Annotated in this window: 18 protein-coding genes; 9 read left to right on the top strand and 9 right to left on the bottom strand. The window is 64.7% G+C overall.

Features of this window, described 5'->3' with window-relative positions; translation table 11 throughout:
• Positions 1 to 189: 189 nt before the first annotated feature.
• Positions 190 to 420 (top strand): hypothetical protein, encoded by a 231-nt coding sequence (locus ACYCFC_RS00280; protein ID WP_181087144.1) that lies wholly within the window; start codon positions 190 to 192, stop codon positions 418 to 420.
• Positions 421 to 594: 174 nt separating this feature from the next.
• Here ACYCFC_RS00280 and ACYCFC_RS00285 read toward each other — a convergent pair whose 3' ends face one another.
• From ACYCFC_RS00285 to ACYCFC_RS00300, 4 genes are all read right to left on the bottom strand, one after another.
• A complete protein-coding gene (locus ACYCFC_RS00285) occupies positions 595 to 1,689 on the bottom strand; it encodes a DUF1513 domain-containing protein (protein WP_459652806.1) in 1,095 nt (364 codons plus the stop codon).
• A 2-nt stretch (positions 1,690 to 1,691) separates the two neighbouring features.
• A complete protein-coding gene (locus tag ACYCFC_RS00290) occupies positions 1,692 to 2,765 on the bottom strand; it encodes an imelysin family protein (protein WP_459652807.1) in 1,074 nt (357 codons plus the stop codon).
• A 30-nt stretch (positions 2,766 to 2,795) separates the two neighbouring features.
• A complete protein-coding gene (locus ACYCFC_RS00295; RefSeq protein WP_459652808.1) occupies positions 2,796 to 4,211 on the bottom strand; it encodes a di-heme oxidoreductase family protein in 1,416 nt (471 codons plus the stop codon).
• A gap of 151 nt (positions 4,212 to 4,362) precedes the next feature.
• Positions 4,363 to 5,703 (bottom strand): imelysin family protein, encoded by a 1,341-nt coding sequence (locus ACYCFC_RS00300; protein WP_459652809.1) that lies wholly within the window; start codon positions 5,701 to 5,703, stop codon positions 4,363 to 4,365.
• A 187-nt stretch (positions 5,704 to 5,890) separates the two neighbouring features.
• Between ACYCFC_RS00300 and ACYCFC_RS00305 the strand changes: the two genes are divergently transcribed.
• Both ACYCFC_RS00305 and ACYCFC_RS00310 read left to right on the top strand, forming a co-directional pair.
• Positions 5,891 to 6,463, top strand: a complete 573-nt coding sequence (locus ACYCFC_RS00305) for a LemA family protein (RefSeq protein WP_181087149.1) — start codon at positions 5,891 to 5,893, stop codon at positions 6,461 to 6,463.
• Between the two features lie 16 nt (positions 6,464 to 6,479).
• Complete coding sequence (locus ACYCFC_RS00310; RefSeq protein ID WP_459652810.1) at positions 6,480 to 7,364, top strand: GIDE domain-containing protein; 885 nt, start codon at positions 6,480 to 6,482, stop codon at positions 7,362 to 7,364.
• Between the two features lie 19 nt (positions 7,365 to 7,383).
• On the opposite strand, the gene ACYCFC_RS00315 is transcribed toward ACYCFC_RS00310, so the two are convergent.
• Both ACYCFC_RS00315 and ACYCFC_RS00320 read right to left on the bottom strand, forming a co-directional pair.
• Positions 7,384 to 9,444, bottom strand: coding sequence for a putative bifunctional diguanylate cyclase/phosphodiesterase (locus ACYCFC_RS00315; RefSeq protein WP_459652811.1), 2,061 nt, complete (start codon positions 9,442 to 9,444; stop codon positions 7,384 to 7,386).
• 150 nt (positions 9,445 to 9,594) lie between these two features.
• A complete protein-coding gene (locus ACYCFC_RS00320) occupies positions 9,595 to 12,321 on the bottom strand; it encodes a cation-transporting P-type ATPase (RefSeq protein ID WP_459652812.1) in 2,727 nt (908 codons plus the stop codon).
• A gap of 218 nt (positions 12,322 to 12,539) precedes the next feature.
• On the opposite strand from ACYCFC_RS00320, the gene xerD reads away from it, so the two are divergent.
• Positions 12,540 to 13,436: a site-specific tyrosine recombinase XerD gene (gene xerD / locus ACYCFC_RS00325; protein ID WP_181084923.1), complete on the top strand. Its 897-nt coding sequence runs from the start codon at positions 12,540 to 12,542 to the stop codon at positions 13,434 to 13,436.
• A 134-nt stretch (positions 13,437 to 13,570) separates the two neighbouring features.
• On the opposite strand, the gene mksF is transcribed toward xerD, so the two are convergent.
• The 3 genes from mksF to mksB all read right to left on the bottom strand — a co-directional run bounded on the left by mksF (position 13,571) and on the right by mksB (position 18,546).
• Complete coding sequence (mksF, locus tag ACYCFC_RS00330; protein ID WP_459652813.1) at positions 13,571 to 16,405, bottom strand: Mks condensin complex protein MksF; 2,835 nt, start codon at positions 16,403 to 16,405, stop codon at positions 13,571 to 13,573.
• Positions 16,402 to 17,097, bottom strand: coding sequence for an Mks condensin complex protein MksE (gene mksE / locus ACYCFC_RS00335; RefSeq protein ID WP_459652814.1), 696 nt, complete (start codon positions 17,095 to 17,097; stop codon positions 16,402 to 16,404). The genes mksF and mksE overlap by 4 nt, the downstream gene beginning before the upstream one ends.
• 207 nt (positions 17,098 to 17,304) lie before the next feature.
• Entirely contained in the window at positions 17,305 to 18,546 is a 1,242-nt protein-coding gene (mksB, locus tag ACYCFC_RS00340) for an Mks condensin complex protein MksB (protein WP_459652815.1), read from the bottom strand.
• A 343-nt stretch (positions 18,547 to 18,889) separates the two neighbouring features.
• On the opposite strand from mksB, the gene ACYCFC_RS00345 reads away from it, so the two are divergent.
• The 5 genes from ACYCFC_RS00345 to rimI all read left to right on the top strand — a co-directional run bounded on the left by ACYCFC_RS00345 (position 18,890) and on the right by rimI (position 24,249).
• Positions 18,890 to 19,987, top strand: coding sequence for a carboxynorspermidine decarboxylase (locus ACYCFC_RS00345; protein WP_459652816.1), 1,098 nt, complete (start codon positions 18,890 to 18,892; stop codon positions 19,985 to 19,987).
• A gap of 29 nt (positions 19,988 to 20,016) precedes the next feature.
• A complete protein-coding gene (locus ACYCFC_RS00350; protein WP_459652817.1) occupies positions 20,017 to 21,264 on the top strand; it encodes a saccharopine dehydrogenase family protein in 1,248 nt (415 codons plus the stop codon).
• Positions 21,265 to 21,464: 200 nt separating this feature from the next.
• The gene (locus tag ACYCFC_RS00355; protein WP_459652818.1) at positions 21,465 to 23,009 is read left to right on the top strand and encodes a 2-isopropylmalate synthase; all 1,545 of its coding nucleotides are present in this window, start codon (positions 21,465 to 21,467) and stop codon (positions 23,007 to 23,009) included.
• A complete protein-coding gene (locus tag ACYCFC_RS00360; RefSeq protein ID WP_459652819.1) occupies positions 23,006 to 23,800 on the top strand; it encodes an energy transducer TonB in 795 nt (264 codons plus the stop codon). Before ACYCFC_RS00355 ends, ACYCFC_RS00360 begins: the two co-directional genes overlap by 4 nt.
• A complete protein-coding gene (gene rimI, locus ACYCFC_RS00365; protein WP_459652820.1) occupies positions 23,797 to 24,249 on the top strand; it encodes a ribosomal protein S18-alanine N-acetyltransferase in 453 nt (150 codons plus the stop codon). Before ACYCFC_RS00360 ends, rimI begins: the two co-directional genes overlap by 4 nt.
• Positions 24,250 to 24,311: the final 62 nt, after the last annotated feature.

Here is a 24,311-nt window from a genome sequence, read left to right on the forward strand (position 1 = left end):
GCAGCCGCGAACAACCCGTAATGGGTGCATAGACTTTTTTATGCGTGCGTGATGCGCATTCACCTGGTCTGCGAGCGGCTGGCCGATGCTTTTCAGTGTGCGGGATGACCGCCGGTCACTTTTTCGGCAACTGTGCAATCCTTGAACTAAGGTGAGCTCTCAACTCACCCAATAACAAAGGCTTGCGCGATGAAGCTTGAAATGGCACGAGGACTGTTTCTGATCGGCGCGCTGGGTATCGCCTCGCTGTGTGCGGCAGCCTGGAGCGAGCCCAATGCCAAGGTCGTGGCGCGCAGTGCGTTAGCCGATTACTGCCCGGTACCGCGTCTGGTCCAGGCTTCGGCGGTTGAAACGCGGCCCGACCAGGATCTGCTGCTGTTCCTCTACGGGATGTCGCAAAGCCTGGTGGGACGAGGCTGAGGCGGGCGTGACGAATCGGCGGGGGCCGCCCCTCAGAACCTGTTCAAAGTCTCGCGAGCTAGAGCAATGCAAGGCAAAAACAGGTGAGGACACGGAGTTTACAGCTGTAAATGAGTAGTCCGAGCCTGTTTTTAACGCAGCAGTGCCGACGCGCAGCAGACTTTGAACAGGTTCTCAGACCAGGCGCAGATGGTTGTCCCAGAGGCCCGCAGGCAGCTCAAGCGGCGTACTGACAACGCGTTTGCCACTGCAATCGAGCAGTCTGCAGCGTCCCTGACCGGCGCTCACCACAAAGCCCTGTTCCGTCGCCGAGACCCCTGCGCAATCGGGCAGGTGGATCTCCTGACGCAGCTCGGCATTGTCCAGATCCCAGAGCAGGACTTTATTGCCGCGTGGCGCTGTGACTGCCAGCAGGCGTAGCTCATCGTTGATCGCCAGGCTGGCGGTGTACTGGTTCATCGTCTGGCGCTGTACCTCGCCCAGCGGGAAGGGCTGGAAAGCCTGGCCAGGGCGCTTGATCGCCAGCAGCGGCACCTGATCCAGAGGGTCGCCTTCATATTGTTGCCCGGACACCACGGTGCCATCGGCGGCGACTGCGAGGTGGCGTACGCTGTTCATTCGCTCGGGCAGTTGCTCCTTGCTGACCAGGGTGCCGTCTCGCTGCAGCAGCACCAGGCTCGGTTCCATGGCGTCGAGGTTCATCATTTCGCGACTGTCGGCTTCGGTACGGATGCCGCCATTGGCGATCACCAGGGTTTCGCCATCGGGCATCCACAGCAGTTGGTGCGGGCCTATGCCGTGGGTCGAATGCTCGCCAACGCGAATCAGTTTTCGCTCTTCGACACGGTAGATACCGAGCACGCCACGACCGGCATCGCGGGTATCGTTCTCGGTGGTGTAGAACCACTCGCCACTGGCGTGGAACACGCCGTGGCCGTAGAAGTGACGGTCCTCGGGCGTTGCCAGAACCTGCAGCAGGCTGCCGTCGCGGCTGTCGATCAGGTAGCTTTCACGGCTTGGCCGGCGCCCGACGAAAACCGCCAGCGGCAGGTAGGGATGGGTATGCACGTCATGGCAGCGCTCGTTCACCTGTGTGGCGAACACGCAGCTGCCATCGAGCCGATAGCCGACCGCGTAGTGGCGACCATCGGCATCGTTGCGTGCCGAAAGCAGCAGCGGCTGCCCGCTGTTGCGCGCGAGGCTCCAGCCGCCAATGGCGGACGCTACGGCCAGGGTGCCACCCAGCCCGAGAAAGGCGCGACGTTTCATGTTCAGTCCCCGTCGTGGGCGTTGAAGCCGATCTGTACGCCCAGCGCCTTGGCCAGTTCGCTTTGATGCAGGCGGTGCAGTGTGTCGATATTGCGGTACAGCGTATCGAGCTGTTCGCGTCCCGCTTCGTTGGCAAGCAGCACGCTGAACGGCTGGTCGAGTCCGGCCAGCTGCTGGCGAGCCGTTGCATAGGCGGCATCGATACGACCGGCCAGCTCACCCTCAGCGGTCGGGATCAGTTGCTTCAGGCCCTTGTCATCCCTGCCCTGCCACAGCTGCTGGGCGCCAGCGAGGGCGGCGTCGAGGCTGCCGAGCGTGGCATCGCTGCGCCAGGCTTCGGCCTGGAAGGGTTGCGGGTAGCCCTTGGTCTGCCGGCCAAGCGGGGCGCCGAGTTTTTTCTTCAGGCCGTCCAGAGCGGTGACCTGTACACGCAGAAGGTCGGCGATGGCTTCCTCCGACTCGGCATAGCGTTCATTGGGGAAATGGCCGAGCTGCGAGGCCATACCGTCTTCGCCCTGCCAGGCCTGCAGCATGTCGGCACCAAGCTGCTGCTGGTGCTCGCCTATGGCCTGCAGGAGCGGGCAATAGCGCGCCTTGGTTTCACGGTCGGCCAGGTCGACGGCCTGGTCATAGAGAATATATTCATAGGCCGAAAGGCCTTGGACCACGACACTGGCATTTTCCAGATCGGCACGGGTCAGGTCGGGCTTGCTTTTCAGCAATGCGGTGACCTGGCGACCGACCAGATTCTTCTTGTCGGGCCAGAACTGTACCTGCCAGGCGCGATTGCCTTCGCCCATGGGGCCGACCAGGAGCGGCTGTAGCCCAGCCCAGGCGAGCTGTGCCTGGACGAATGTCTGGCGCGCTTCGTCCAGCTCTTCGTTGCCCGCGCAAAACGCAATGCTGCTGGCGGCCATGCGCCGGTTGGCTTCGGCCCAGTGACCGTAGGCCGGCAGCAATACGTCATCGGTCAGGGCTTTGCTGGTTTCTGTGAGTGGATCGGAGGGCGCGCAGGCGCTGAGCAGCAGGCCCAGGGCGGCAGCGCTTGCAGCGCGGAAGATCGGCTTGGCGGACATGGGGTTCCTTGACAGCAGTTTTATGGGGCATCAGAGCGATTCGAGAAAGGCCAGCAGGGCGTTGCGCTGCTCGGCACCGAAGCCCAGCACGACCTGCCGGGAGCGCTCGGCTTCGCCACCGTGCCAGAGTATGGCTTCGAGCAGATTGCGCGCGCGACCGTCGTGCAGGAACTGGGTATGGCCGCTGACCGTTTCCGTCAGGCCGATGCCCCAGAGCGGTGGCGTGCGCCATTCGCTGCCGCTGGCTTCGAACTCCGGGCGGTGGTCGGCCAGCCCCTCGCCCATGTCGTGCAGCAACAGGTCGGTATAGGGGCGGATCAGCTGGTTGGCCAGTTCGGGCTCGGCGGCATCGCCGGTGGTGAAGGCGGGTGTGTGGCAGCTTTGGCAGCCGGCCTGGTGGAACAGCGTCTTGCCGGCCAGGACCTGCGGATCGTCCACCTTGCGCCGGGCCGGAACGCCCAGGTTGCGGGTGTAGAACAGGACCTGGGCCAGGATGTTGTCGCTGACCTCCGGCTCGCCGCCGTCGGGCAGCGCGCGGCAGTCGGCTTGCCGCTCCGTGCAACTGCTGCCGCTGAACAGGCTGGTGCTCAGGCCCATGTCGTTGAAAAAGGCGTCGGCATTCTGCTGGTTGAGATTCGGCTGGCCGGCCTTCCAGCCGAAGCGACCGATCACCGTCTGGCCTGTGACCTGATCGTAGACCCGGTTGGGGCGACCGGAAATGCCGTCGCCGTCGCGGTCGTCCGGGTCGGCATTGGCCAGCAGCGCGGCTTCGGGAATGGCTTCCAGCAGCCCGAGGCCGATCATCTGTGGCGCCACGCGAATGGAAAACAGGGTTTCCGGATGCAGCGGGCCGTAGCCTGGTTCGCTGATCTCCAGATGTGGCGTGCGCAGCTCCACTTCGAAGCCGTCGGCGAAGCGTTGCGTATGGGTGTCGTAGCTGAGACGGACCTTGCCTTCGGGCGCCGCGCCGGGAATGGCCATGTCCTGCAGCTGGCCGCCGTAGGTGGGTTCCGGTGCGATGCCGCGCTGCCTGACCACCTCGGCATGTTCCGGGCCGGCTGGAATCGATAACCGCACCAGCATGGAAACGGCATTGCCATTGCCGGCGAGCGCGGGGTGACCGCGGCCATCCTTGATGTGGCAGTTCTGGCAGGCATTGGTATTGAGCAGTGGGCCAAGGCCGTCGCGGGCGGTGGTCGAGGCCGGGGCGATGACCCAGGGATTCCTGAAGAAACTGTTGCCGACACTGAAGTCCAGCCGCCGCACCGGCGAAAGATTGGCCGAAGGCATGGAGAAGGCGTTCTGGTCGAACTTCATCACGGTGGCGCTGCCAGCGGACAGCGCTTCCCCCGGCTCGGCCTGCCCGAAGCGCGGCGCCTGATCTTCACAGGCGGCAAGGCCCAGCGCCAGGAGCAGGGCGGCGGTGGAGGGCAAGAGCGGGTGCATCGGATCGTACCTGGGCCTTTGAGGGCCGGCATCTTAACAGTTCAATGGAAGCTTAATAAGAGGTATTTGCATTCGCTGGCGCGGGCGGAGTCGACCAGCTCTGGTGCGAGAAGGGCGGCATTGCGCCGCCCTTCCATGTCGCGATGCCGGATCAGAATTCGTGATCGGCGGTGTCGGGGTTCAGGTCGGTGATGCCCAGCGCGGCGGCGGCCTTCTCGATCGAGGCGGTCTGCTGCACCAGCGCGGCGATGGCGGCACGGACCTTGTCCTGGCCTTCGCTGTTGTCCGGTGCGATCAGCTGGTCGAAGGCCTCGCCATTTTCGGCGCTGACCACCAGTACCTGCAGCTTGGCATCGGTGGTTTCCAGGTCGGTCTTCAGTGTGACGTTGACCTCCGGGTCGATGCCATCGACCAGCGACGCCAGGCTCGGGCCATTCAGCGTGCTGCCGTCCACGCGCTGGTATTCGCCGAGGTAGACGTTGCGGATGCCGCGGGCGTTGAAATAGTGGGAGTTGTGCGTGTTGTCGCTGAAGCAGTCGTGTTCGTCTTCCGGCGAGTTGGCTTCCAGAGCGACCTTCATGCGTTCGCCGGCCAGCTCGCCCAGAGACAGGCTGCCCATGCCGAAGAACATCTTGCGCAGGCCGTTTTCGGCGGACTCGCCCTCCAGGCTGGCGCGGTAGTTGCCCGTATTGCCGGGCGCCCACTCGCCGACCATTTCTTCGAGGTCGCTGACCAGCAGGTCGGTGGCGGCTTTGAGGTAGGTCCGGCGACGGTCGCAGTTGTCGCCGGTGCAGCCTTCGCCTTCGAGGTAGTCACTGACCGGGCGTGTGCCGGCGCCGGCCTCGGTGCCGTTCAGATCCTGGCCCCAGAGCAGGAATTCGATTGCGTGATAGCCGGTGGCGACATTGGCTTCGGAGCCGGCCAGTTCGTTCAGGCTGGCGAGCAGCTTGCCGGTGATGTTGCTGACGTCGATGCTGTCTTCGCCAATCTGCAACTGCTGGTTGGCGATGATGTTGGCGGTGGCGCCGGGGTTGCCCAGGGCGTGCTGATAGTCGCCCTCGACATAGTCGATCATGCCTTCGTCCAGCGGCCAGGCATTGACCTGGCCTTCCCACTCGTCGACCACCGGGTTGCCGAAACGGAACACCTCGGTCTGCATATAGGGCACGCGCGCGGCCAGCCAGGCTTCCTTGGCGGCCTGCAGCGTTTCATCGGTGGGGTTGGCGAGCAGGCCGTCGACGGCCTCCTGCAGCTTCAGCGCCGTGGCGTGGGCATCGCTGAAGATCGCATGCGCCATGTCGGCGTAGTGGCTGACCACCGCCTGTGCCGCTTCCTCGTTCAGGGCCTTTGGCGCGCTCGCTACCGGCTCGCTCTGGGTCGTGGTTTGCGGTGCCGCGGCCTGTTGGGCTGGCGTTTTGTCGTCGCCGCAACCTGCGAGTGAAATGGCGGCGGCCAGGAGGCTGGCGGTGGCCCAGAGAGGAGTACGTGGCATGGCGGGTTCCTTTGCGTGCGTGAGGGTGGAGTGCGGTGGCCGAAGTGCGGCAACCGGAGACGGATCATAATGCGAAAGATTTTCATTTTGTACAAAGAATTGCGTGCTGTGCTCCGCGCATCGTTTCGGTTCGGCGGGTGCCGTTAGAATGGCCGTTTGTCAAATCCGGACTTCATGGAGAAGCCTGATGAGCCTGAGTGCTGTGGTGGTACTGGTCGTGCTGTTCCTCGTCGCCGCCTATGCGGTGGTTCTCTACAACGGACTGGTACGTTTGAAGCACGGCGTGAGCAAGGCCTGGGCGAATATCGATGTGTTGCTGCGCCAGCGCCATGAAGAGCTGCCCAAGCTGGTCGAGACCTGCAAGCAGTACATGCAGCACGAGCGCAACACGCTGGAGCAGGTGATCAGCGCCCGTAATGCCGTATCCAGCGCCCGCCAGCAGGGTGATATCGGCGCCCTGGGGCAGGCCGAAACGGGGCTGCGCATGGGCCTGGGGCGCCTGTTCGCCCTCGCCGAAAACTACCCCGAGCTGCGTGCCAACGAGAGCTTTCGTCATCTGCAGCAGCGCATCAGCGGCCTGGAAAGCGGCATCGCCGACCGCCGCGAGCTGTACAACGAATCCGTCAATCTGAACAACGTGCGCATCGAGCAGTTCCCTGACGTGCTGCTGGCGCGGACCTTCGGCTTTGGTCCGGCTGAGCTGCTGCAGTTCAGCGAGGCGCAAAAGGCTGACGTCGATCTCAAGACGCTGTTCGGCTGAGCAGGAGCAGATGAGCATGGACAGCGGAGAGCTGCTGCTGGTCGGTGTCGGCGCTGCGATGTGCCTGGCCGGCGGCTGGCTGTGGGTGAGCCGCTGGACGAAGGCGCGCCACCTGCTGGATACGCCGACTTCGCGGATTCGCTCGGCGGCCCAGGGCTACGTCGAGCTGACCGGCATCCTGTATGAGCTTGCCGAGGCTCCGGGGCTTCTGGCGCCGCTGACAGGCAGCCCCTGCCTCTGGTGGCGTTATCGCATCGAGGAGTATCGCTCCAACGGCAAGAACGGCAGTTGGCGCGTTATCGAGCGGGGTAGCAGCGAGCAGCCGTTGCGTCTGGCCGATGCCACCGGCGAATGCCTGATCGATCCACGCGGCGCCGAAGTGTTGCCGGCGCGGCGACAGCGCTGGAGCGGCAGCCAGCGTCATCCCAGAGGCTTGCCGTCCACCGGTCTGCTCGCCTGGCTCGCGGGCAGTCGCCGTTATCGATACACCGAGGAGCGCCTGCACGCGGGCGAACCCCTGTATGCCATCGGCGATTTCCGCACGGCGGGCGGTGGCCGGCAGGGGTTCGATCGACAGGCAGCCAAAGGGCAGGTTCTCAGGGAATGGAAAGGAGATTACGCCGGCCTGCTGCAGCGTTTCGACAGCAATGGCGACGGCCAGATCGACCCGGCTGAATGGCATCGCGTGCGGCTGGCCGCCAGGCTCGAAGCGGAAGATCGTCATCGGCTCGCCAGTGCCCGCCCCGCGCAGCATCGGCTGGCGCGTCCGGCACCGGGCCTGCCCTTCGTGTTGTCCAGCCATGGCGAGGGCGTGCTGGCCCGGCGTTATCGCTGGCAGGCCGCTGGCGGTGCCCTGCTGTGCCTGTGCGGGGCGCTGCTGCTGGCCTCCCGGCTGACCTGATCGCGGTTTCAGCGGCCTGTCACAGGGTTTCGGAAGTGACTCCCTGCTCGAACCGCAGCGAGTGCTGCAGCAGGCTGAGCAGCTCCGCGGCGGGCAGGGGCTTGCTGTAGTGATAACCCTGGCCTTCGTTGCAGCCCTCGTCGATGAGATAGCGCTCCTGATCCTCGGTTTCCACGCCTTCGGCGATGACCAGCATGCCCAGGCTCCTGCCCAACTGGATGATGGCCCGGACGATGCTCGCATCGCCCTCGTCGGCGCCCATGTCGCGCACGAAGCTCTTGTCGATCTTGATCTTGTCCAGCGGCAGGTTCTTGAGGTAGCTGAGCGAGGAATAGCCGGTGCCGAAGTCGTCGATGGCGATCAGCGCCCCGGAGCGGCGCAGGCTGTGCAGGTTGCGGGTGGCGGCGGAGATGTCTTCCATCAGGCCGGTTTCGGTGACTTCCAGCTCAAGACTTTCGGCGGGAAGGTCATAGGTATCGAGCAGGCCGCTGATGATCGCTGGCAGCTCGGCATGGTGCAGTTGCACGGCGGAAAGATTGACCGCCATACGCAGATCTCTGAACCCCAGCTGATGCCATTCGCGCAGTTGCCGGCAGGCCTGGTCCAGTACCCACTCGCCAATGGCGATGATGCTGCCGCTCTGTTCGGCGAGCGGAATGAAGACATCCGGCGGAATGAATCTGCCGCTCGGGTGCGACCAGCGCAGCAGGGCTTCGACGCCGGTGATGCGCTTGAGCCGATAGTCGATCTGCGGCTGGTAGACCAGGTGGAACTCGCCTCGCTGGACGGCTTCGGCAAGGTCCTTCTGCAGGCCGCGGCGCTCACGCATTTCATTGTCGATGCTGGCGACGTAGAACTGGTAACGGTTGCGCGAGCGGCTCTTCGCCAGGGTCATGGTCTGCTCGGCTTTCTGCAGCAGCTTTTCCGTGCTGCCACCGTCCTCGGGATAGAGGGTGATACCGATGGTCGCGCGCAGGCGGATGCTCTGCTGGTCGAGAGTAAAGGGACTCTCCAGGTCATCGAGGAGCTTTTGCGCAAGTTCAGCGACTGCGTAGGGCTGCTCGAAGCCGGACAGCACCAGTACGAACTGGTCGCCGCCGAGGCGCGCCAGTGCGCTGGTGCTACCGCTCTGGCTGCGCAGGCGATCAGCCATGGCCATCAGCAGCTTGTCGCCGCTCTGGTAGCTGTACTGTTCGTTGATACCCTTGAAATCGTCCAGGCCCAGGCAGAGCACCGCGACACGGCGCTGCAGGCGTTCGGCTTCGCTGAGAATGTGGCCGAGTTGCTGCTGCAGCTGCAGGCGATTGGGCAGGCCGGTGAGCAGGTCGTATTGGGTCATGCGTTGCAGGCTGGTTTCCGCCGCGCGGCGCAACTGCATATTGCGCTCGATGGCCATGAGCAGGCCGTTGGCGGTTTCGACCCACAGGCCCAGCTCGTTCTTCTCGTGGCCCTTGAGCATCGGCAGCTTGTATTCGCCGGGATGGTCCGGGCTGATGCGTGACAGGTGTTCGATGAGTTTGGTCAGTGGCCGCGTCAGCAGCGATTCGTAGATCAGGTAGAGCACCAGGCCCATCGTCAGCGCACGCAGGATACCGATCAGGAAGAGCATCATCGATGTGTCGATTAGCACTTCGCCATAGGGCGCGGTATCGAGGGTGATATGCAGATCGCCGTAGTATTCGTTGGTGGGCGGGCGCCCCGCCAGGGCAACGGAAAACGCCTGCTCGCTGCCCAGGATCAGATCGGTCAGCCAGCGTGACGACGACTCCAGCAGCGGACGGGTCTTGTAGGCCAGGGTTTCGTCGTCAGGGTGGCCAATGAAGGCCTTGCGAACCGATTCGTGCTGGAACAGGCCTTCCATGACCTGTATGCCCATCTCCCGGTCCAGGTTATAGATCGCCTGGGTGGACGGGTCGCGGGTCATGCGCAGGATGCGCTGCGCTTCGGCTTCGATCAACTGGCGGGTCTTGTAGGCCTCGAAGACGATCTGTGCGCTACTGAGTACCAGCCCAACGGCCAGGGCAGACAGCAAGACTACACGTAGCAGCTTTCGCGACAGTCTGTTGCGCAATTCGGTCAAGAGAATTTCCTTTTTCCGGGCCGGTGCTTATCGCAAGCAGTGGAACTCATGTCAGGTAAAGAGGCATCATGGCCATGAGTACAGACATTAGCAGAAGCCCCGGAGCGATGCGCAAAGGGGTGATGGCATTTTCACTCGCATCAGGCTGGCTTAAGCACGGGATGCCAGCGGCGTGCGGCGCATCAGCAGTTTCTCCAACTCGGCGACGCAGAACACCAGCAAGCCGGCGCCCAGTACCTTCAGCCACTCCAGCGGTGACAGCGCGGTGGAGCCGAACAGCCCCTGCATCACCGGTGTGTAGGTGAAGGCCAGCTGCAGCAGGATGCAGGTGGCGATGGCCAGCAGCACGTAGCGGTTGCCGGTCAGGCCGGCACGGTTGGTTACCGGGGCGAAGATCGATCGGCTGTTGAGCAGGTAGAACATCTCGGCCATGACCACCGCGTTGACCGCCAGGGTGCGGGCGGTTTCCAGGTCGCCACTGCTGTTCATCTCCCAGAGGAACAGGCCCAGTGCGCCGGTCATCATCAGCACCGACACCATCAGCACGCGCCAGACGAAAAAGCCGCTGAGCAGCGCCTGTCCGGGCGGGCGCGGGCGGCGGGTCATGATGCCGCGCTCGGCGGGCTCGAAGGCCAGCGCCAGGCCGAGCGTGCTGGAGGTCACCATGTTGATCCACAGCACCTGCGCCGGGGTCAGCGGCAGGGTCAGCTCGAAGAGGATCGCGGCGATGATCACCAGCGCCTCGCCGCCGTTGGTGGGCAGCATGAAGAGGATGAATTTCTTCAGGTTGTCGTAGACCGCGCGGCCCTCGCGCACCGCCGCGGCGATGGTGGCGAAGTTGTCGTCGGCCAGCACCATGTCGGAGGCTTCCTTGGCCGCCTCGGTGCCCTTGAGGCCCATGGCGATGCCGACATCGGCGCGCTTGAGCGCGGGCGCGTCGTTCACGCCATCGCCGGTCATCGCCACCACCTGCCCGGAATCCTGCAAGGCCTGCACCAGGCGCAGCTTGTGTTCGGGACTGGCGCGGGCGAACACGTCGACCTCCTGCACCACCTGGCGCAGGCCGGCGTCATCCATCAGCGCCACTTCGGCGCCGGTGAGGGCGGGCTTGCCGACGCCGATAGCCAGTTCGGCGCCGATGGCCCGCGCCGTCTCGGCATGGTCGCCGGTGATCATCTTCACGCGGATGCCGGCGCGGTGGCAGTCGGCCACGGCGGCGATGGCTTCCTCGCGCGGTGGGTCGATGATGCCGACCAAGGCCAGCAGGCAATAACCAGCCTGCATGTCGTCCATGGCGAGCTGGTCGTGGACCGGCTGCGCACGCTTGTAGCCCAGGGCCAGCAGGCGCAGGCCACGGGCGGCGATGTCGGTGGCCATGCGCCGCCAGTAGTCGGGGGCCAGCGGCTGTTCACCTTCCGTACCCAACTGGCTGCTGCACATCTCCATGACGCGCTCGGGCGCGCCCTTGACGAAGATCCAGGGTTCGCCATCGCGGTCCTGGTGATAGGTCGCCATGAAGCAGTGCTGCGACTCGAAAGGAATCGAATCCAGGCGCGGCCAGGTGTCGGCGGCGATCTGCGAGGTCAGGCCGGTCTTGCCGCCGAGCACCAGCAGTGCGCCCTCGGTGGGGTCGCCGTCGATGCGCCACTGCCCGGCTTGCTCGTGCAGGCGGGCATCGTTGCAGAGCACGCCGCTGCGGATCGCCAGCGCCAGCGGCGGATATTGTTCGGGATCGACCGGCTGGCCATCGAGGCTGCAATCACCCTGGGGCGCGTAGCCGACGCCGCTGACCTCGAAACGCCGTTCGGCGCAGACTACCTGCTGCACGGTCATCTCGTTACGGGTCAGGGTGCCGGTCTTGTCCGAGCAGATCACCGTGACCGAACCCAGGGTTTCCACCGCCGGCAGGCGGCGGATGATGGCGTTGCGCTGGGCCATGCGCTGCACGCCGAGGGCGAGGGTGACGGTCATGATCGCCGGCAGGCCCTCGGGGATCGCCGAGGCGGCCAGGGCTACCGCCATCATGAACATCTCCGCCGCCGGATGGCCGCGCCAGAGCGTGCCGAGCACGAAGGTGGCGGCGCACAGGGCGAGGATGGTCAACGCCAGGATACGACCGAAGCGATCCACCTGGCGCAGCAGCGGCGTGGCGAGCTGGCGGATGCCGCTGAGCATCTGGTTAATCTTGCCCAGCTCGGTGGCGGCGCCGGTGGCGACGACGATACCGCTGGCCTGACCGAACACCACCAGCGTGCCGGAATAGGCCATGCCGTAGCGATCACCCAGGGCTGCACTGTCGGCCACCGGCGCGGTGCCTTTTTCCACCGGCAGCGATTCGCCGGTCAGGGCGGCCTCGTCCACCCGCAATTCCTTCACCGCAACCAGGCGCAGATCGGCCGGGACGCGATCACCGGAGGCCAGCAATACGCGGTCGCCGGGCACCAACTCGGTGGCGTCGATCTGTCGCCGCGTACCGGCGCGGATCACCGTGGCGTGGGTGGAGAGCATGGCGCGAATGGCGTCGAGTGCGGCTTCGGCCTTGCCTTCCTGGATAAAGCCGATGATCGCGTTGATCACCACGGCGCCCAGCAGTACGCCGGTATCGACCCAGTGACCGAGCGCGGCGGTGACCAGTGCGCTGCCAAGCATCACGTAGAGCAGGATATTGTGGAACTGTGCCAGCAGACGCATCAGCGGCCCGCGCGTCTTCGGCGGCGCCAGGCGATTTTCGCCGTACACGCCGAGCCGTGCGGCGGCTTCCGCTTCGCTCAGGCCTGCCGCCGCCGATTGCAACCGCCGCTCGACTTCAGCCGCCTCCAGCGTGTGCCAGTCCGGCTGGTTCCGTGCGCTGCTGTTGGCGTCTGAGCGGTCGGTCATCGTGGGTACTCTCTGGTCGCGGTAAGCGGGTCGCAGTCAGGCAGCCGCGTCGACTGCTGGCTGTATCAGCCTAGCCAAGTGGCTCCGGGAAGATTTGACATCAAACAGGAAAGAACCGGTTTGGTGATGACTCTTGCCTCCGGGTTTGTAACAAAAATACCTTGCCTGGGATGATGTCTGTGGAAGACTAGGCGGCCCCATTGCGCTGATGGTTGCCCATGCCTGCCCTCGATGACCCCGTGATCGACCGCTTCCTCGATGCCCTCTGGCTGGAAAAGGGGCTGTCGGACAATACCCGCGATGCCTATCGCAGTGACCTGACGCTGTTCAATGGCTGGCTCGACGAGCGCGGTGTGCGGCTGGTCGAGGCGGGCCGCGAGGCGATCCTCGATCATCTCGCCTGGCGCCTGGCCAACGACTACAAGGCGCGCTCGACCGCGCGGCTGCTGTCGGGGCTGCGTGGGTTCTATCGTTTTCTGTTGCGTGAGGGGACGATTGCGGTCGATCCGACCCTGCGCATCGAGATGCCTCACCTTGGCCGCCCGCTGCCCAAGGCCTTGTCCGAGGCGGATGTCGAGGCGCTGCTGGCCGCGCCGGATACCGGCGATCCGCTGGGCCTGCGCGACCGCGCCATGCTGGAAGTGCTCTATGCCAGCGGGCTGCGCGTGACCGAGCTGGTCAGCCTCAGGCTCGAACAGATCAACCCGCGCCAGGGCGTGCTGCGCACCTTCGGCAAGGGCAACAAGGAGCGCCTGGTGCCGCTGGGCGACGAGGCCATGCACTGGCTGGAGCGCTACCTGCGCCAGGGACGCGGCTTGCTGCTGGGCGACAAGGCCAGCGACGTGGTGTTTCCCAGCCTGCGCGGCGAGCAGATGACGCGCCAGACCTTCTGGCATCGGATCAAGCTGCACGCCAGGACGGCGGGGATCGCCGCATCGATTTCGCCGCATACGCTGCGCCACGCCTTCGCCACGCACCTGCTCAACCACGGCGCGGACCTGCGCACCGTGCAACTGCTGCTCGGCCATACCGACCTGTCCACCACGCAGATCTACACGCATATCGCCCGTGCGCGTCTGCAGGAGCTGCATGCGCAGCATCACCCGCGTGGGTGATGGCGCAGGGGCGCGGTGGGAACGGACTGTAGGTCGGATTAGCCGCAGGCGTAATCCGACGCCCCGCAGGCGCAATCCAAGGCTCGCGATGTAACCTTGGCTCCGCTCGTCGGATCGGTGAAGCGTGACCCGACCTACAAGGCGGGCTCGGCTGTGGCCGTCGATTTCTGGTTTGTCGAGACTGAGCTTTCCCGACGCTGGATGAACTTCCAGTCCGCTTCGTCGATATAGATGCCCGCTGGTCCGCTGCCGCCCTCCAGGTCGATAGCGACGTGCGCCGAAACCTGCGGTTTCACCGAGGCGAGGATCGGTACGAAACCCAGCTGCAGGCTGGTCTCGATCAGCGCCTGCTGATTGCGCTCGTCGATGTCCGCGGCCTCGTCGAGGTAGTAGGGCAGGCGGATGCGCCCGGCCTGCTCGCGGTCCATCAGGTGCAGCAGCAGGTACATATTGGTCAGCGCCTTGATGGTCATGGTGGTGCCGTTGGACGCGGCGCCGTCGATGTCGGTATGGATCACCGGCTGGCCACCGACCTTGGTGATCTCGAACGCCAGCTCGAACAGATCCTTGAGCCCCAGCTGGTTGTTGTTCGCCGCCACCAGGCGCGCCAGGTATTCCTTGGCTTCCTCGTTCCTGGCGTCCTGTTCGGCGGACTGGGAAAGATCGAACACCGACAGGGTCTCGCCTTCCTCGTACTGGCCGGCGCTGTGGATGATCTGGTCGATGTGCCTGAGCGCATCCTTGTTCGGCGCCAGCACGATGCGGAAGCTTTCCAGGTTGGAGACCTGGCGCTTGTTGATCTCGCGGTTGAACAGCGCCAGCTGGTGTTCCAGGCTCTCGTAGTCGCTGCGGATATTGCGCAGCGTGCGGGCGATGTCGGTGACCGCCGCGCGGCGCGCCTTGGCCAGGGTCAGCGCCTCGTCCTGGCGGTGGGCGTAGGCGTTGACCAGGAGTTGCAGGCGGCGCTCGGGATCTTCCTCGCTGTCGAACTTGGCCACGCCCTTCAGGCGCACCTGAGCGTAGAGCGCCTCGATTTGGCCGTCGACGCGCTGCAGCGCCTGCCAGCTGTCCTGGTAGTCGTTGAGCAGCGGCAGCAGGTTGTCCAGAGAATCGTCCACCGGGTCCATGAACGGCGTGCCGAACGGCAGATTGGCTGGCAGCAGCTGGCGCCGGCGCAGGGCGTCTTCCAGGGTGCGTTCCTTGGCTTCCAGATCGGCCAGCTGACGACCGACCAGCTGCAACTTGGCGGAAAACTGCTGCACGCGTTCGGCGAAGGCATCGCTGGTGCGCTTGAGTTCGTCCTGGGCGGCTTCGGCCTGGGCCAGTTGCTCCAGCTTGGCGGGCTCCTCGGCGGCCAGGGTCTGGCTGCGGCGGAAATCCTCCAGCGCCTTCTGCGCATCCAGCACGGCCTGGTACAGCGCCTCGGCCTGGGCCTTGCTGGCGTTACGGTCGACGGCTACCGCGTGCTGGGTCCTGAGCTGCTTGAGTTCGCGTTCCAGGCGATCCTTCTGGTCGCGCAGGGCGGCGCGATCGGCCAGCGCCTGCAGGGCCGGCGGCTCGATCTGCGAGAGGTCGATGGACAGGCCCGGCACGGAAAAGGTGTCGCCCTTGAAGCGATCCAGCACGGCTTCCACGGCTTTGATCCAGTCATCGCCCTCGGCGCTGATGCCTTTGTCGCCTAGCGGAAGGCTGAACAGCTGGCCGTTGAACAGGCGCATCAGGCGATCGACATCGGCCTGGGAGAACTCCTCGCGCAGCCGCGAATAGCTGTTGTTGTCGGCATGGTCGAGCTGCTGCTTCACCGATTTCAGGCGCTTTTCCAGGTCGCGCAGGCGCTCGTCCAGGTCCTCGCTGGAGAACTGCCGGGACTGCGCCAGCGCGCCGGCCAGTTCGTCGTGGGCGTCCTTGGCGGCGAGCAGCTGCTGCTCCAGTACATGGGCGTCCTCGACCAGGGCGAAGCGGTTCTTCAGCACCGCCAGTTCGCCGAGCCAGCGCTGGGCCTCGCTGATTTCGCGCTCCAGACGCATCAGCTCGCCGGTGCTGCCGCGCTGTTCGTTCTGTAGGCCGTCCTGCTCGCGACGGTAGTGCTCGGCCTGGATCACCAGCTCTTCCTTGCGCGCATCGGCATAGTCGTGCCAGGTGCCGAGCAGGTTGTCGAGCAGCGGCGAGAGTCGATGCAGCTTGCCGCGCAGCAGCTCGCGCTGCGCGACGCCGGCGGCCAGCGCCTCGACCAGCGGGCCGGCGGCCACCAGCGCTTGGTAGTCCTGCTCCATGCGGCGCACGTCGCGGAAGGCTTCCTCGGTCGCGGCGATGTAGTCGACGCTGCCCGAGCGCAGGCTGTGCTCGAAGGCGTCGAGGAACAGCTGCTTCAATTTTGCGGCAGTGATTTCGCGCATATGCAGCAGGTTGATAAACAGCGCGCGGAAAGTCTTCAGGCTCTGCTCGCTGGTCGAGCGCAGCGGGATCAGGGTCATGTCCAGCGGGATCGAGGTATGCCCGCCCACCAGCAGCCGGCGCAGTTCGTCCGGCTTAGCCTCGTAGGCCTTGATGCCGGCGCGTTCGAGGTTGGCGAACAGCTCGCGCTGGCGCAGGCAGGTGCCGTTCTGCTGGTAGTGGTCCAGGTCCAGCGAGCCCTGGTAGACGAAGAACTGGTGGCCGAAGCCGCCGCCGGGTCCGCGTCCGGCCACGCCGATCACGTGCGTGCCATGGGGCAGCATCACCTCGACCAGGATGTAGCTGGTGTCCGAGGCGAAGTAGAACTTGCGTGACTGCTCGAGGCTGTACTTGCCGAAGCTCATGTCCGACATGCGCGCCAGGATCGGGAACTGCAGCGCGTTGATCGAGGCGGACTTGCCCAGGTTGTTGGCGCCGTAGACCGACAGCGGGTTTTCCAGTGGGAAGATGCCGAGGCTGTAGCCGGCGGTGTTCAGCAGGGCGAAGCGGCGGATGCCGTAGCGTTCCTGGCTCATGCTTCAAGCTCCTTTTCTGCGGCGATGGCGCGGGCCAGGGCGTCCTCTTCGGATTCCTCGACAAGGGCCTCGCTCGGCTCCTCGATAAGGATGATCTCGTCCTCGCTGTCGTCCTCGGCAATCAGTTCCGGCAGTGGCAGGTCGCTGCTGTGCAGGCTGGCGGCGAGGTCGCGGTCCTGCTGCACCGACAGGCAGACGTCGAGGAAGCGGTGCATCGGCGGCAGGAAGCGGTAGACGCCGTTGCTGTCCTCGGCGAAGCCCAGCTGGGTGAGGCGGCGGATGACCTTTTCTTCCAATTCGTCCTGTGTGGTGACTTCGGCCTGCAGGAACAGGTCGCGGTACTTGTCCAGCAGCGCCGGCAGCTCGTCGCGGCCCAGGCTGCCGCCGTCGAGCACGGCCAGTGGGTCGCGGCCCTGATCCGCTAAATGTTCAACGAGGATAAAGGTGAACAGCGCCAGGCGCTGGGCGGTCTTGTTGACCTGCGCGCCCATCTGCTCGGGGACGAAGTAGTAGAAGCCGCGCGGATCGCAGACCAGCTCGAAGCCGAGTGCCTTGAACAGCGCGCGATACGGGTCCTGCAGGTTGGACAGTTGGGCGTAGGGCTCAGGCTCGCTGCGCGACAGGTGGTAGCCCTTGAACAGCTCGCGGAAGATCGGCGCCAGCTGGGTCATTTCCTTGAGGTCGATGTTCATGAACGTGGCTCACAGGCAATCGTAGGGTGGAAAACGGCGAAGCCTTTTCCACCGTGGTGTTTGGATGGGCGAATGGTGGACAAGCTGCGCGTTGTCCACCCTACGTCAGGCTTGGCTGCCAAGGTGGGGATGGCCGTAGTGCGGTAGGCCGCCCCGTGGAAAACCGCGAAGCATTTTCCACCGGCCCCCGTAGGCCATAGGGTTGGCTCAACCATTCGCATTGGCCACCAGCGCAAAGGAGCTGAGGCTGACGCGGTGTTCGCGGGTCAGGTACTCGCGGCGTTGCAGGCGGTCGCGCTGGAAGCGAGCGTCGCGCGACAGGCGCGAGAACCAGTAGAGCAACTCGTCGGTGGCGCCCTCGGGTTCCTGTTCCAGCAGCCAGGCCATCAGGTCCGGCAGCGGCAGCGCCTGCTGGCAGCGCTCGATCATCTCGCGGGCGGTGCGTGGCGCGCGCGGCTGGTCGCCCTTGCGCTTGCTGCCGGCGCGGGGAAATTGCGCCGGCTTCGGCTCGAAACGGGCCAGCGCATAGACATAGGCCTCGACCTGGCTGGCGGTGCCGAGGAAGGTGCTCTGCGGACGTGTGAACAGCGGCAGCGAGGCCTGCGGCACGGCGTCCAGGCCTTTCTTGCGAATCGCCGACAACGCCAGCGCGGCGCCGCGGGTCACAGCGTTGTGCCGGCGCGCTTCCTCGCGCAGCGGCAGCAGCAGCTCGCGGGCCTTGCGCAGGGACAGCTGGGCGGTGGTCTGCATCTCCAGGATACGTGCGTGGGTGCGCAGCAGCAGGTCATCGTCTACCAGCTGGCCGAGGCGCTGCTGCTCGCCGAGCAGCTTCATCAGCACCTGTTCGACGCGGTGCACGCCCTGCTCGAAGGTGCCGTCGGCGGAGACCAGCTGGATCATCGGCTCGACGTATTCGTCCCAGGTGGCGAGGACCTCGGCGTAGCGCTGGCGCAGCGGGATCTGCCGGTCGCTGGTCTTGGCCCGGTCGGCCACGGCGACCAGCGCCTGCTCGTCGTTGTCGAGTTTCTTCAGTACGTCGCGCACGCGCATGTCGAGCAGGCGCAGCTGGCGGGCGAGGTCGTTGCCGTCGCGGATTTCGAAGGCATCGAGGATGTGTCCGGCCAGGCGTTCCAGATGGCGCAGGTAGGCTTCGATCTCCAGGCACAGGCCGAGGCGGTGCTCGCGGCGCAGGTAGGCGAGGAAGTCGTGGATCTGTGCGTTCAGCTCGAAGCGGTTGGGGCTCTTGGCCACCGGCACCAGGATGTCCAGGCGAATCCACTGGTCGAGCAGGGCGGTGATATCGGTGGGCGTGCCTTCGGGCAGTTGCGCCGCGAGCTGGTGGCGCAGTTCGACCAGGCTCAGGGTGCCGGCATCGAAGCGTTCGCACAGCGGTTCGAGCAGGGTCCAGTGTTCGGCGAGGGCACGCAGTACGCGCTTGGGTTCGATCATCGAGGCGCTGGTTCCAGCCAGTGAAAAAAGGGCGGATTGTACTGCATCGGCGCGCCGGTATTTGCGATCGGATGAGCGGTTGTCGTTCGTTCGTCCATGGGGCGCGGTAACCGAATTGTCATCAAGACCGGGTTAGCTGCCTGGGCTCGTAGGGCCGAACTTGTTCGGCTTTTGCGGAAGCGGTGGCCGAATGAATTCGGCCCTACAGACCCGCGGCGACGCATTCTGTCGGACGAAATGTGTCGATGGCCTTTCGATATGTGGCGATTGCCGGCAGAATCCGCCCTTTTGCAAACGGGGAGCCGCCGGCTTCCTGTCGGGCGACTCGCATGGGCACCTATAAATGATCAAGACGCCGTACTACCTCATCGACAAGCAGAAGCTGCTGGGCAACCTGGAAAAGATCGCCTATGTGCGCGAACACTCCGGTGCCAAGGCGCTGCTGGCGCTCAAGTGCTTCGCCACCTGGTCGGTGTTCGACCTGATGCAGCAGTACATGGACGGCACCACCTCGTCATCCCTTTATGAGCTGAAGCTGGGCCGGCAGAAGTTCGCCGGCGAAGCCCACGCCTACAGCGTGGCCTGGGCCGACGACGAAATCGAAGAAATGGTCGCCAACTGCGACAAGATCATCTTCAACTCCATCGGCCAGCTGGACCGCTATGCGGCCCAGACCGAGGGCACCATCCGTGGTCTGCGCGTCAATCCGCAGGTGAGCAGCTCCGACTACCTGCTGGCCGATCCGGCGCGCCCGTTCAGCCGCCTGGGCGAGTGGGACCCGGAAAAGATCGAACAGGTGATCGGCAAGATTTCCGGCTTTATGTTCCACAACAACTGTGAGAACGGCAGCTTCGAGCTGTTCGACGGGATGCTGACCCGCATCGAGGAGCGCTTCGGCCACCTGCTGCAGCAGGTCGAGTGGGTCAGCCTGGGTGGCGGCATCCACTTCACAGGCCCGGGCTACCCGATCGATGCCTTCTGCGCGCGGCTCGAGGCTTTCTCCGAGAAGTACGGCGTGCAGGTCTACCTGGAGCCCGGCGAGGCGGCGATCACCCTGAGCGCCTCGCTGGAAGTGACGGTGCTCGACACCCTTTATAACGGCAAGCACCTAGCGGTGGTCGACAGCTCCATCGAGGCGCACATGCTCGATCTGCTGATCTACCGCCTCAACGCCAAGATGGCGCCCAACGACGGCGAGCACACCTGGATGGTGTGCGGCAAATCCTGTCTGGCCGGCGATATTTTCGGCGAGTACCAATTCGATCGTCCGCTGGCCATCGGCGATCGTCTGTCGTTCATCGACGCAGCGGGTTACACCATGGTCAAGAAAAACTGGTTCAACGGCCTGAAAATGCCGTCCATCGTGGTGAAGCAGCTCGACGGCAGCGTCGAGGTGGTTCGTGAATTTACCTTTGATGATTACCTGTCCAGCCTTTCTTAAGGCGGCGGTAGCAAGGAGAGTTAAAAAAATTGAAGAAGAACGTTCTTATCATTGGTGCAGGAGGTGTCGCCAAGGTGGTGGCCCATAAGTGCGCGCAGCACAACGACGAACTTGGTCGTATTGCTATCGCGTCGCGCAACATCTCCAAATGCCAGGCCATCATTGATAGCGTACAGGCCAGGGGCAGCCTCAAACAGCCCGCCGAAATCAGGGCCTACGCCCTCGATGCCCTGGACGTGGAAGCGACAAAGGCGCTGATCCGCGAGACCGAATCGCAGATCGTCATCAACGTCGGCTCCGCCTTCCTCAACATGTCGGTGCTGCGCGCCTGCATGGATACCGGCGCCGCGTATCTGGATACCGCCATTCACGAAGAGCCGGGCAAGATCTGCGAAACCCCGCCTTGGTATGGCAACTACGAATGGAAACACCTGGCCGAGTGCGAGGAGAAGGGCGTGACCGCCATCCTCGGCGTCGGCTTCGATCCGGGTGTGGTCAACGCCTACGCTGCGCTGGCGCAACAGAAGTACTTCGACAAGATCGAGTCGATCGACATCCTCGACGTCAATGCCGGTTCCCACGGCAAGTACTTCGCCACCAACTTCGACCCGGAAATCAACTTCCGCGAATTTACCGGTCAGGTCTACAGCTGGCAGAACGCCCAGTGGACGACCAACAGGATGTTCGAGGTCAAACGCACCGACGACCTGCCCGTGGTCGGCGAGCAGAGCCTCTACCTGACCGGCCATGACGAGGTGCATTCTCTGTCCAAGCACCTCGACGTGCCGAACATCCGCTTCTGGATGAGCTTCGGCGAACACTACATCAACGTCTTCACCGTGTTGAAGAACCTCGGCCTGCTCTCCGAGCAGCCGGTCAAGACCGCCGAAGGCCTGGAGGTGGTGCCGCTCAAGGTGGTCAAAGCCGTACTGCCCGACCCCGCCTCGCTGGCGCCGGGCTACACCGGCAAGACCTGCATCGGCGACCTGGTAAAAGGCACGAAAGACGGTAAGCAGACCGAGCTGTTCATCTACAACGTGGCCGACCACGAAGAAGCCTACGCCGAGACCGACAGCCAGGGTATTTCCTACACCGCCGGCGTACCGCCGGTCGCCGCCGCCCTGCTGGTGGCCCGTGGCGAGTGGGATGCCAAGCGCATGGTCAACGTCGAAGAGCTGTCGCCCGAGCCGTTCCTGACGCTGCTCGATCAGATGGGCCTGCCCACCCGGATCAAGGATGAGCACGGCGACCGGGCCTGGGACGAAAAAGCCGATTAAAAGCGCTGGAAGGCTAGAGGCTGGACGAAAAGGTGAGGGTACGCTCTGTCCAGCCTCCAGCCTCCAGCCTCCAGCCTCCAGCCTCCAGCCTCCAGCCTCCACTGCTCCTTCCCGCCCGCCGCGTTTCACGCGACAATCGCCCGCATAAGCGCCGCCCCCACGAAGGGCACCTATCTGCGGCAGCCGTGAGGACTCCCCCTATGAGCAGCAACGATCGCGTCATCATCTTCGACACCACCCTGCGCGACGGCGAGCAGAGCCCCGGCGCGTCCATGACCGGCGAGGAGAAGCTGCGCATCGCCCGCGCCCTGGAGCGGCTGAAGGTGGACGTGATCGAGGCGGGCTTCGCTATCGCCAGCCCCGGCGACTTCGCCGCCGTCAAGCTGGTGGCCGACCACATCAAGGACAGTACCGTGTGCAGCCTGGCGCGTGCGGTGGATGCCGACATCGAGCGCGCCGCCGAGGCGCTGGCCGGGGCCAATTCCGGGCGTATCCATACCTTTATCGCCACTAGCCCGATTCACATGCAGTACAAGCTGCGCATGCAGCCGGAGCAGGTGGTCGAGCAGGCCGTGCGCGCGGTGAAGAAGGCACGCAGCCTGTGCGCCGACGTCGAGTTCTCCTGTGAGGATGCCGGTCGTTCGGAGATCGATTTCCTTTGCCGCATCATCGAGGCGGCCATCGACGCCGGGGCGCGTACCATCAATATTCCCGATACCGTCGGCTACGCGATTCCGCACCAGTACGCCGATACCATCCGCCAGTTGCTCGAACGCATCCCCAACGCCGACAAGGCGGTGTTCTCGGTGCACTGCCACAACGACCTGGGCCTGGCGGTGGCCAATTCGCTGGCGGCGGTGGTCGCCGGTGCGCGGCAGGTGGAATGCACCATCAACGGCCTCGGCGAGCGGGCCGGCAACGCCGCGCTGGAAGAGATCGTCATGGCGATCAAGACCCGCCAGGACCTGCTCGGCGTGCACACCCGCATCGAAACGGAAAACATCCTCGCCGCCTCGCGTCTGGTCTCCGGTATCACCGGCTTCCCGGTTCAGCCGAACAAGGCCATCGTCGGTGCCAACGCCTTCGCCCACGAGTCGGGCATCCACCAGGACGGCGTGCTCAAGCACCGCGAGACCTACGAGATCATGTCCGCGCAGTCGGTCGGCTGGAACGCCAACAAGATGGTCATGGGCAAGCATTCCGGTCGCGCCGCCTTCCGCTCGCGCCTGGAGGAGCTGGGCATCGTGCTGGAAGGCGACGAGCTGAACGCCGCCTTTGGCCGCTTCAAGGAACTGGCCGACAAGAAGCACGAAATCTTCGACGAAGACCTGCAGGCACTGGTCTCCGACACCCTGGCCGACGAGGCACCGGAGCATTACAAGATGGCCAACCTGGAAGTGGCGAGCAAGACCGGCGTGGTGCCGCAGGCGCAGCTGGTGCTGAGCATCGATGGCGCCGAACGTAGCGCGACCGCCCAGGGCTCCGGGCCGGTGGACGCCACCTTCAAGGCCATCGAGACCATCGCCGATTCGGGCGCCACCCTGCAGCTGTATTCGGTCAATGCCATCACCCAGGGCACCGATTCCCAGGGCGAGGTGACCGTGCGGCTGGAGAAGGGCGGGCGTATCGTCAACGGCAATGGCGCCGACACCGATATCGTCGTCGCCTCGGCCAAGGCCTATCTCAACGCGCTGAACCTGATGCAGGTCGGCGCCAAAGCTCATCCACAGGTGGAAGGCGTTTGATCAGCGAAACCCGGCGTCGGGCCTACCTCGATGCCATGCAGGTGGCCAGCTGGCTGCCGCGTACCGAACTGCCCTTTGCTGCTCCATCGCGGCTGGAATTGCTGCTGCCGCAAGCCGAGCCGGAAAACGTTTGCGAGCCGGCAGACCCTGACGAGACCGTAGAGGCCTTGCCGGCACAGGTTCCGGTAGTGGCTCCTGCCGCACGATCCGAAGTGCCGCGACCCCGTATCGCCATGCCGGAGCCGAAGAAGCCCGAGCCGGTCGCGGTCCCGGAGATACCGGCGGAGCAGCAAAAGCCTATCGCGCCGCCGCCACGCTTCGCCCTGCAGCTGCTGCGCGCCGGCAGCGTGCTGTTGCTGGTCGAGCTGCCCACGGGCGAGTCCTTCCAGAGCCGCGACCCGGCCTACATCCTGCTCAAGGATCTGCTGCGCGCCGCGCGCCTGCCGGACAAGCCGCAGCAGGTCGGCGACGGCGAGCCGATCCGCTGGCCGCTGCTGCAGGGCGGCAATCTCGATCAGGGTGCCGACGCCGCGCGTGATTATGTGCAAGGCGTGATGGCTGCCGAGCTGGAAGAGATGGGCTGTGACTGCATCTGGCTGATCGGCCAGCCGGCGTTGCGCCATGCCGGCGAAGTGGATGAAGATGCCTGCTACCGCGAGGTGGCCATCGAAGGCCTCGGCCACGCGCTGACCATGCCTGGCCTGGAACATCTGATGGAGCAGCCGGCTGCCAAGGCCGAACTGTGGAAGGCCCTGCGCCGCAGCATGCCACGCTGGAAGATAGGTTCATGAGTGATGCCGTCAGCTTCCGCCCGATGACCGCGGCGGATATCGATAACGTATTGAAGATCGAATACGCCGCCTTCAGCCATCCCTGGACGCGCGGCATCTTCACCGATGCGCTGTCGGCCTATGAATGCTGGGTCATGTTCGAGGGCGAGCAGCAGGTCGGCCATGGCGTGATCAACGTGATCATCGACGAGGCGCACCTGCTCAATATCACCGTCAAGCCGCAAAGCCAGGGACACGGGTTGGGCCTGCGTCTGCTGGAACATCTGATGACGCGGGCCTACGAGCGCGGTGGGCGCGAATGCTTTCTCGAAGTTCGCGCCAGCAACGGCTCGGCTTATCGTCTCTACGAGCGCTACGGCTTCAACGAAGTGGGCCGGCGCCGGGACTATTACCCGGCAGCGGAAGGGCGCGAGGATGCGCTGGTGATGGCCTGTACCTTGCTGGATTGATTCGGTCCGGAGTACGCCTTCGGAAACCCGGATTACGCCTTCGGCTAATCCAGGCTACGGCC

Source organism: Stutzerimonas sp. NM35 (genome assembly GCF_054604355.1).

Excerpts from the sequence above, each read along its gene's own strand:
- ACYCFC_RS00310 (WP_459652810.1), top strand. The coding sequence starts at position 6,480 with ATGGACAGCGGAGAGCTGCTGCTGGTCGGTGTCGGCGCTGCGATGTGC.
- ACYCFC_RS00345 (WP_459652816.1), top strand. The coding sequence starts at position 18,890 with ATGATCAAGACGCCGTACTACCTCATCGACAAGCAGAAGCTGCTGGGC.
- ACYCFC_RS00305 (WP_181087149.1), top strand. The coding sequence starts at position 5,891 with ATGAGCCTGAGTGCTGTGGTGGTACTGGTCGTGCTGTTCCTCGTCGCC.
- mksB (WP_459652815.1), bottom strand. The coding sequence starts at position 18,546 with ATGATCGAACCCAAGCGCGTACTGCGTGCCCTCGCCGAACACTGGACC.
- ACYCFC_RS00295 (WP_459652808.1), bottom strand. The coding sequence starts at position 4,211 with ATGCACCCGCTCTTGCCCTCCACCGCCGCCCTGCTCCTGGCGCTGGGC.
- ACYCFC_RS00355 (WP_459652818.1), top strand. The coding sequence starts at position 21,465 with ATGAGCAGCAACGATCGCGTCATCATCTTCGACACCACCCTGCGCGAC.
- ACYCFC_RS00290 (WP_459652807.1), bottom strand. The coding sequence starts at position 2,765 with ATGTCCGCCAAGCCGATCTTCCGCGCTGCAAGCGCTGCCGCCCTGGGC.
- xerD (WP_181084923.1), top strand. The coding sequence starts at position 12,540 with ATGCCTGCCCTCGATGACCCCGTGATCGACCGCTTCCTCGATGCCCTC.
- mksF (WP_459652813.1), bottom strand. The coding sequence starts at position 16,405 with ATGAGCCAGGAACGCTACGGCATCCGCCGCTTCGCCCTGCTGAACACC.
- ACYCFC_RS00285 (WP_459652806.1), bottom strand. The coding sequence starts at position 1,689 with ATGAAACGTCGCGCCTTTCTCGGGCTGGGTGGCACCCTGGCCGTAGCG.
- ACYCFC_RS00280 (WP_181087144.1), top strand. The coding sequence starts at position 190 with ATGAAGCTTGAAATGGCACGAGGACTGTTTCTGATCGGCGCGCTGGGT.
- rimI (WP_459652820.1), top strand. The coding sequence starts at position 23,797 with ATGAGTGATGCCGTCAGCTTCCGCCCGATGACCGCGGCGGATATCGAT.
- ACYCFC_RS00300 (WP_459652809.1), bottom strand. The coding sequence starts at position 5,703 with ATGCCACGTACTCCTCTCTGGGCCACCGCCAGCCTCCTGGCCGCCGCC.
- ACYCFC_RS00320 (WP_459652812.1), bottom strand. The coding sequence starts at position 12,321 with ATGACCGACCGCTCAGACGCCAACAGCAGCGCACGGAACCAGCCGGAC.
- mksE (WP_459652814.1), bottom strand. The coding sequence starts at position 17,097 with ATGAACATCGACCTCAAGGAAATGACCCAGCTGGCGCCGATCTTCCGC.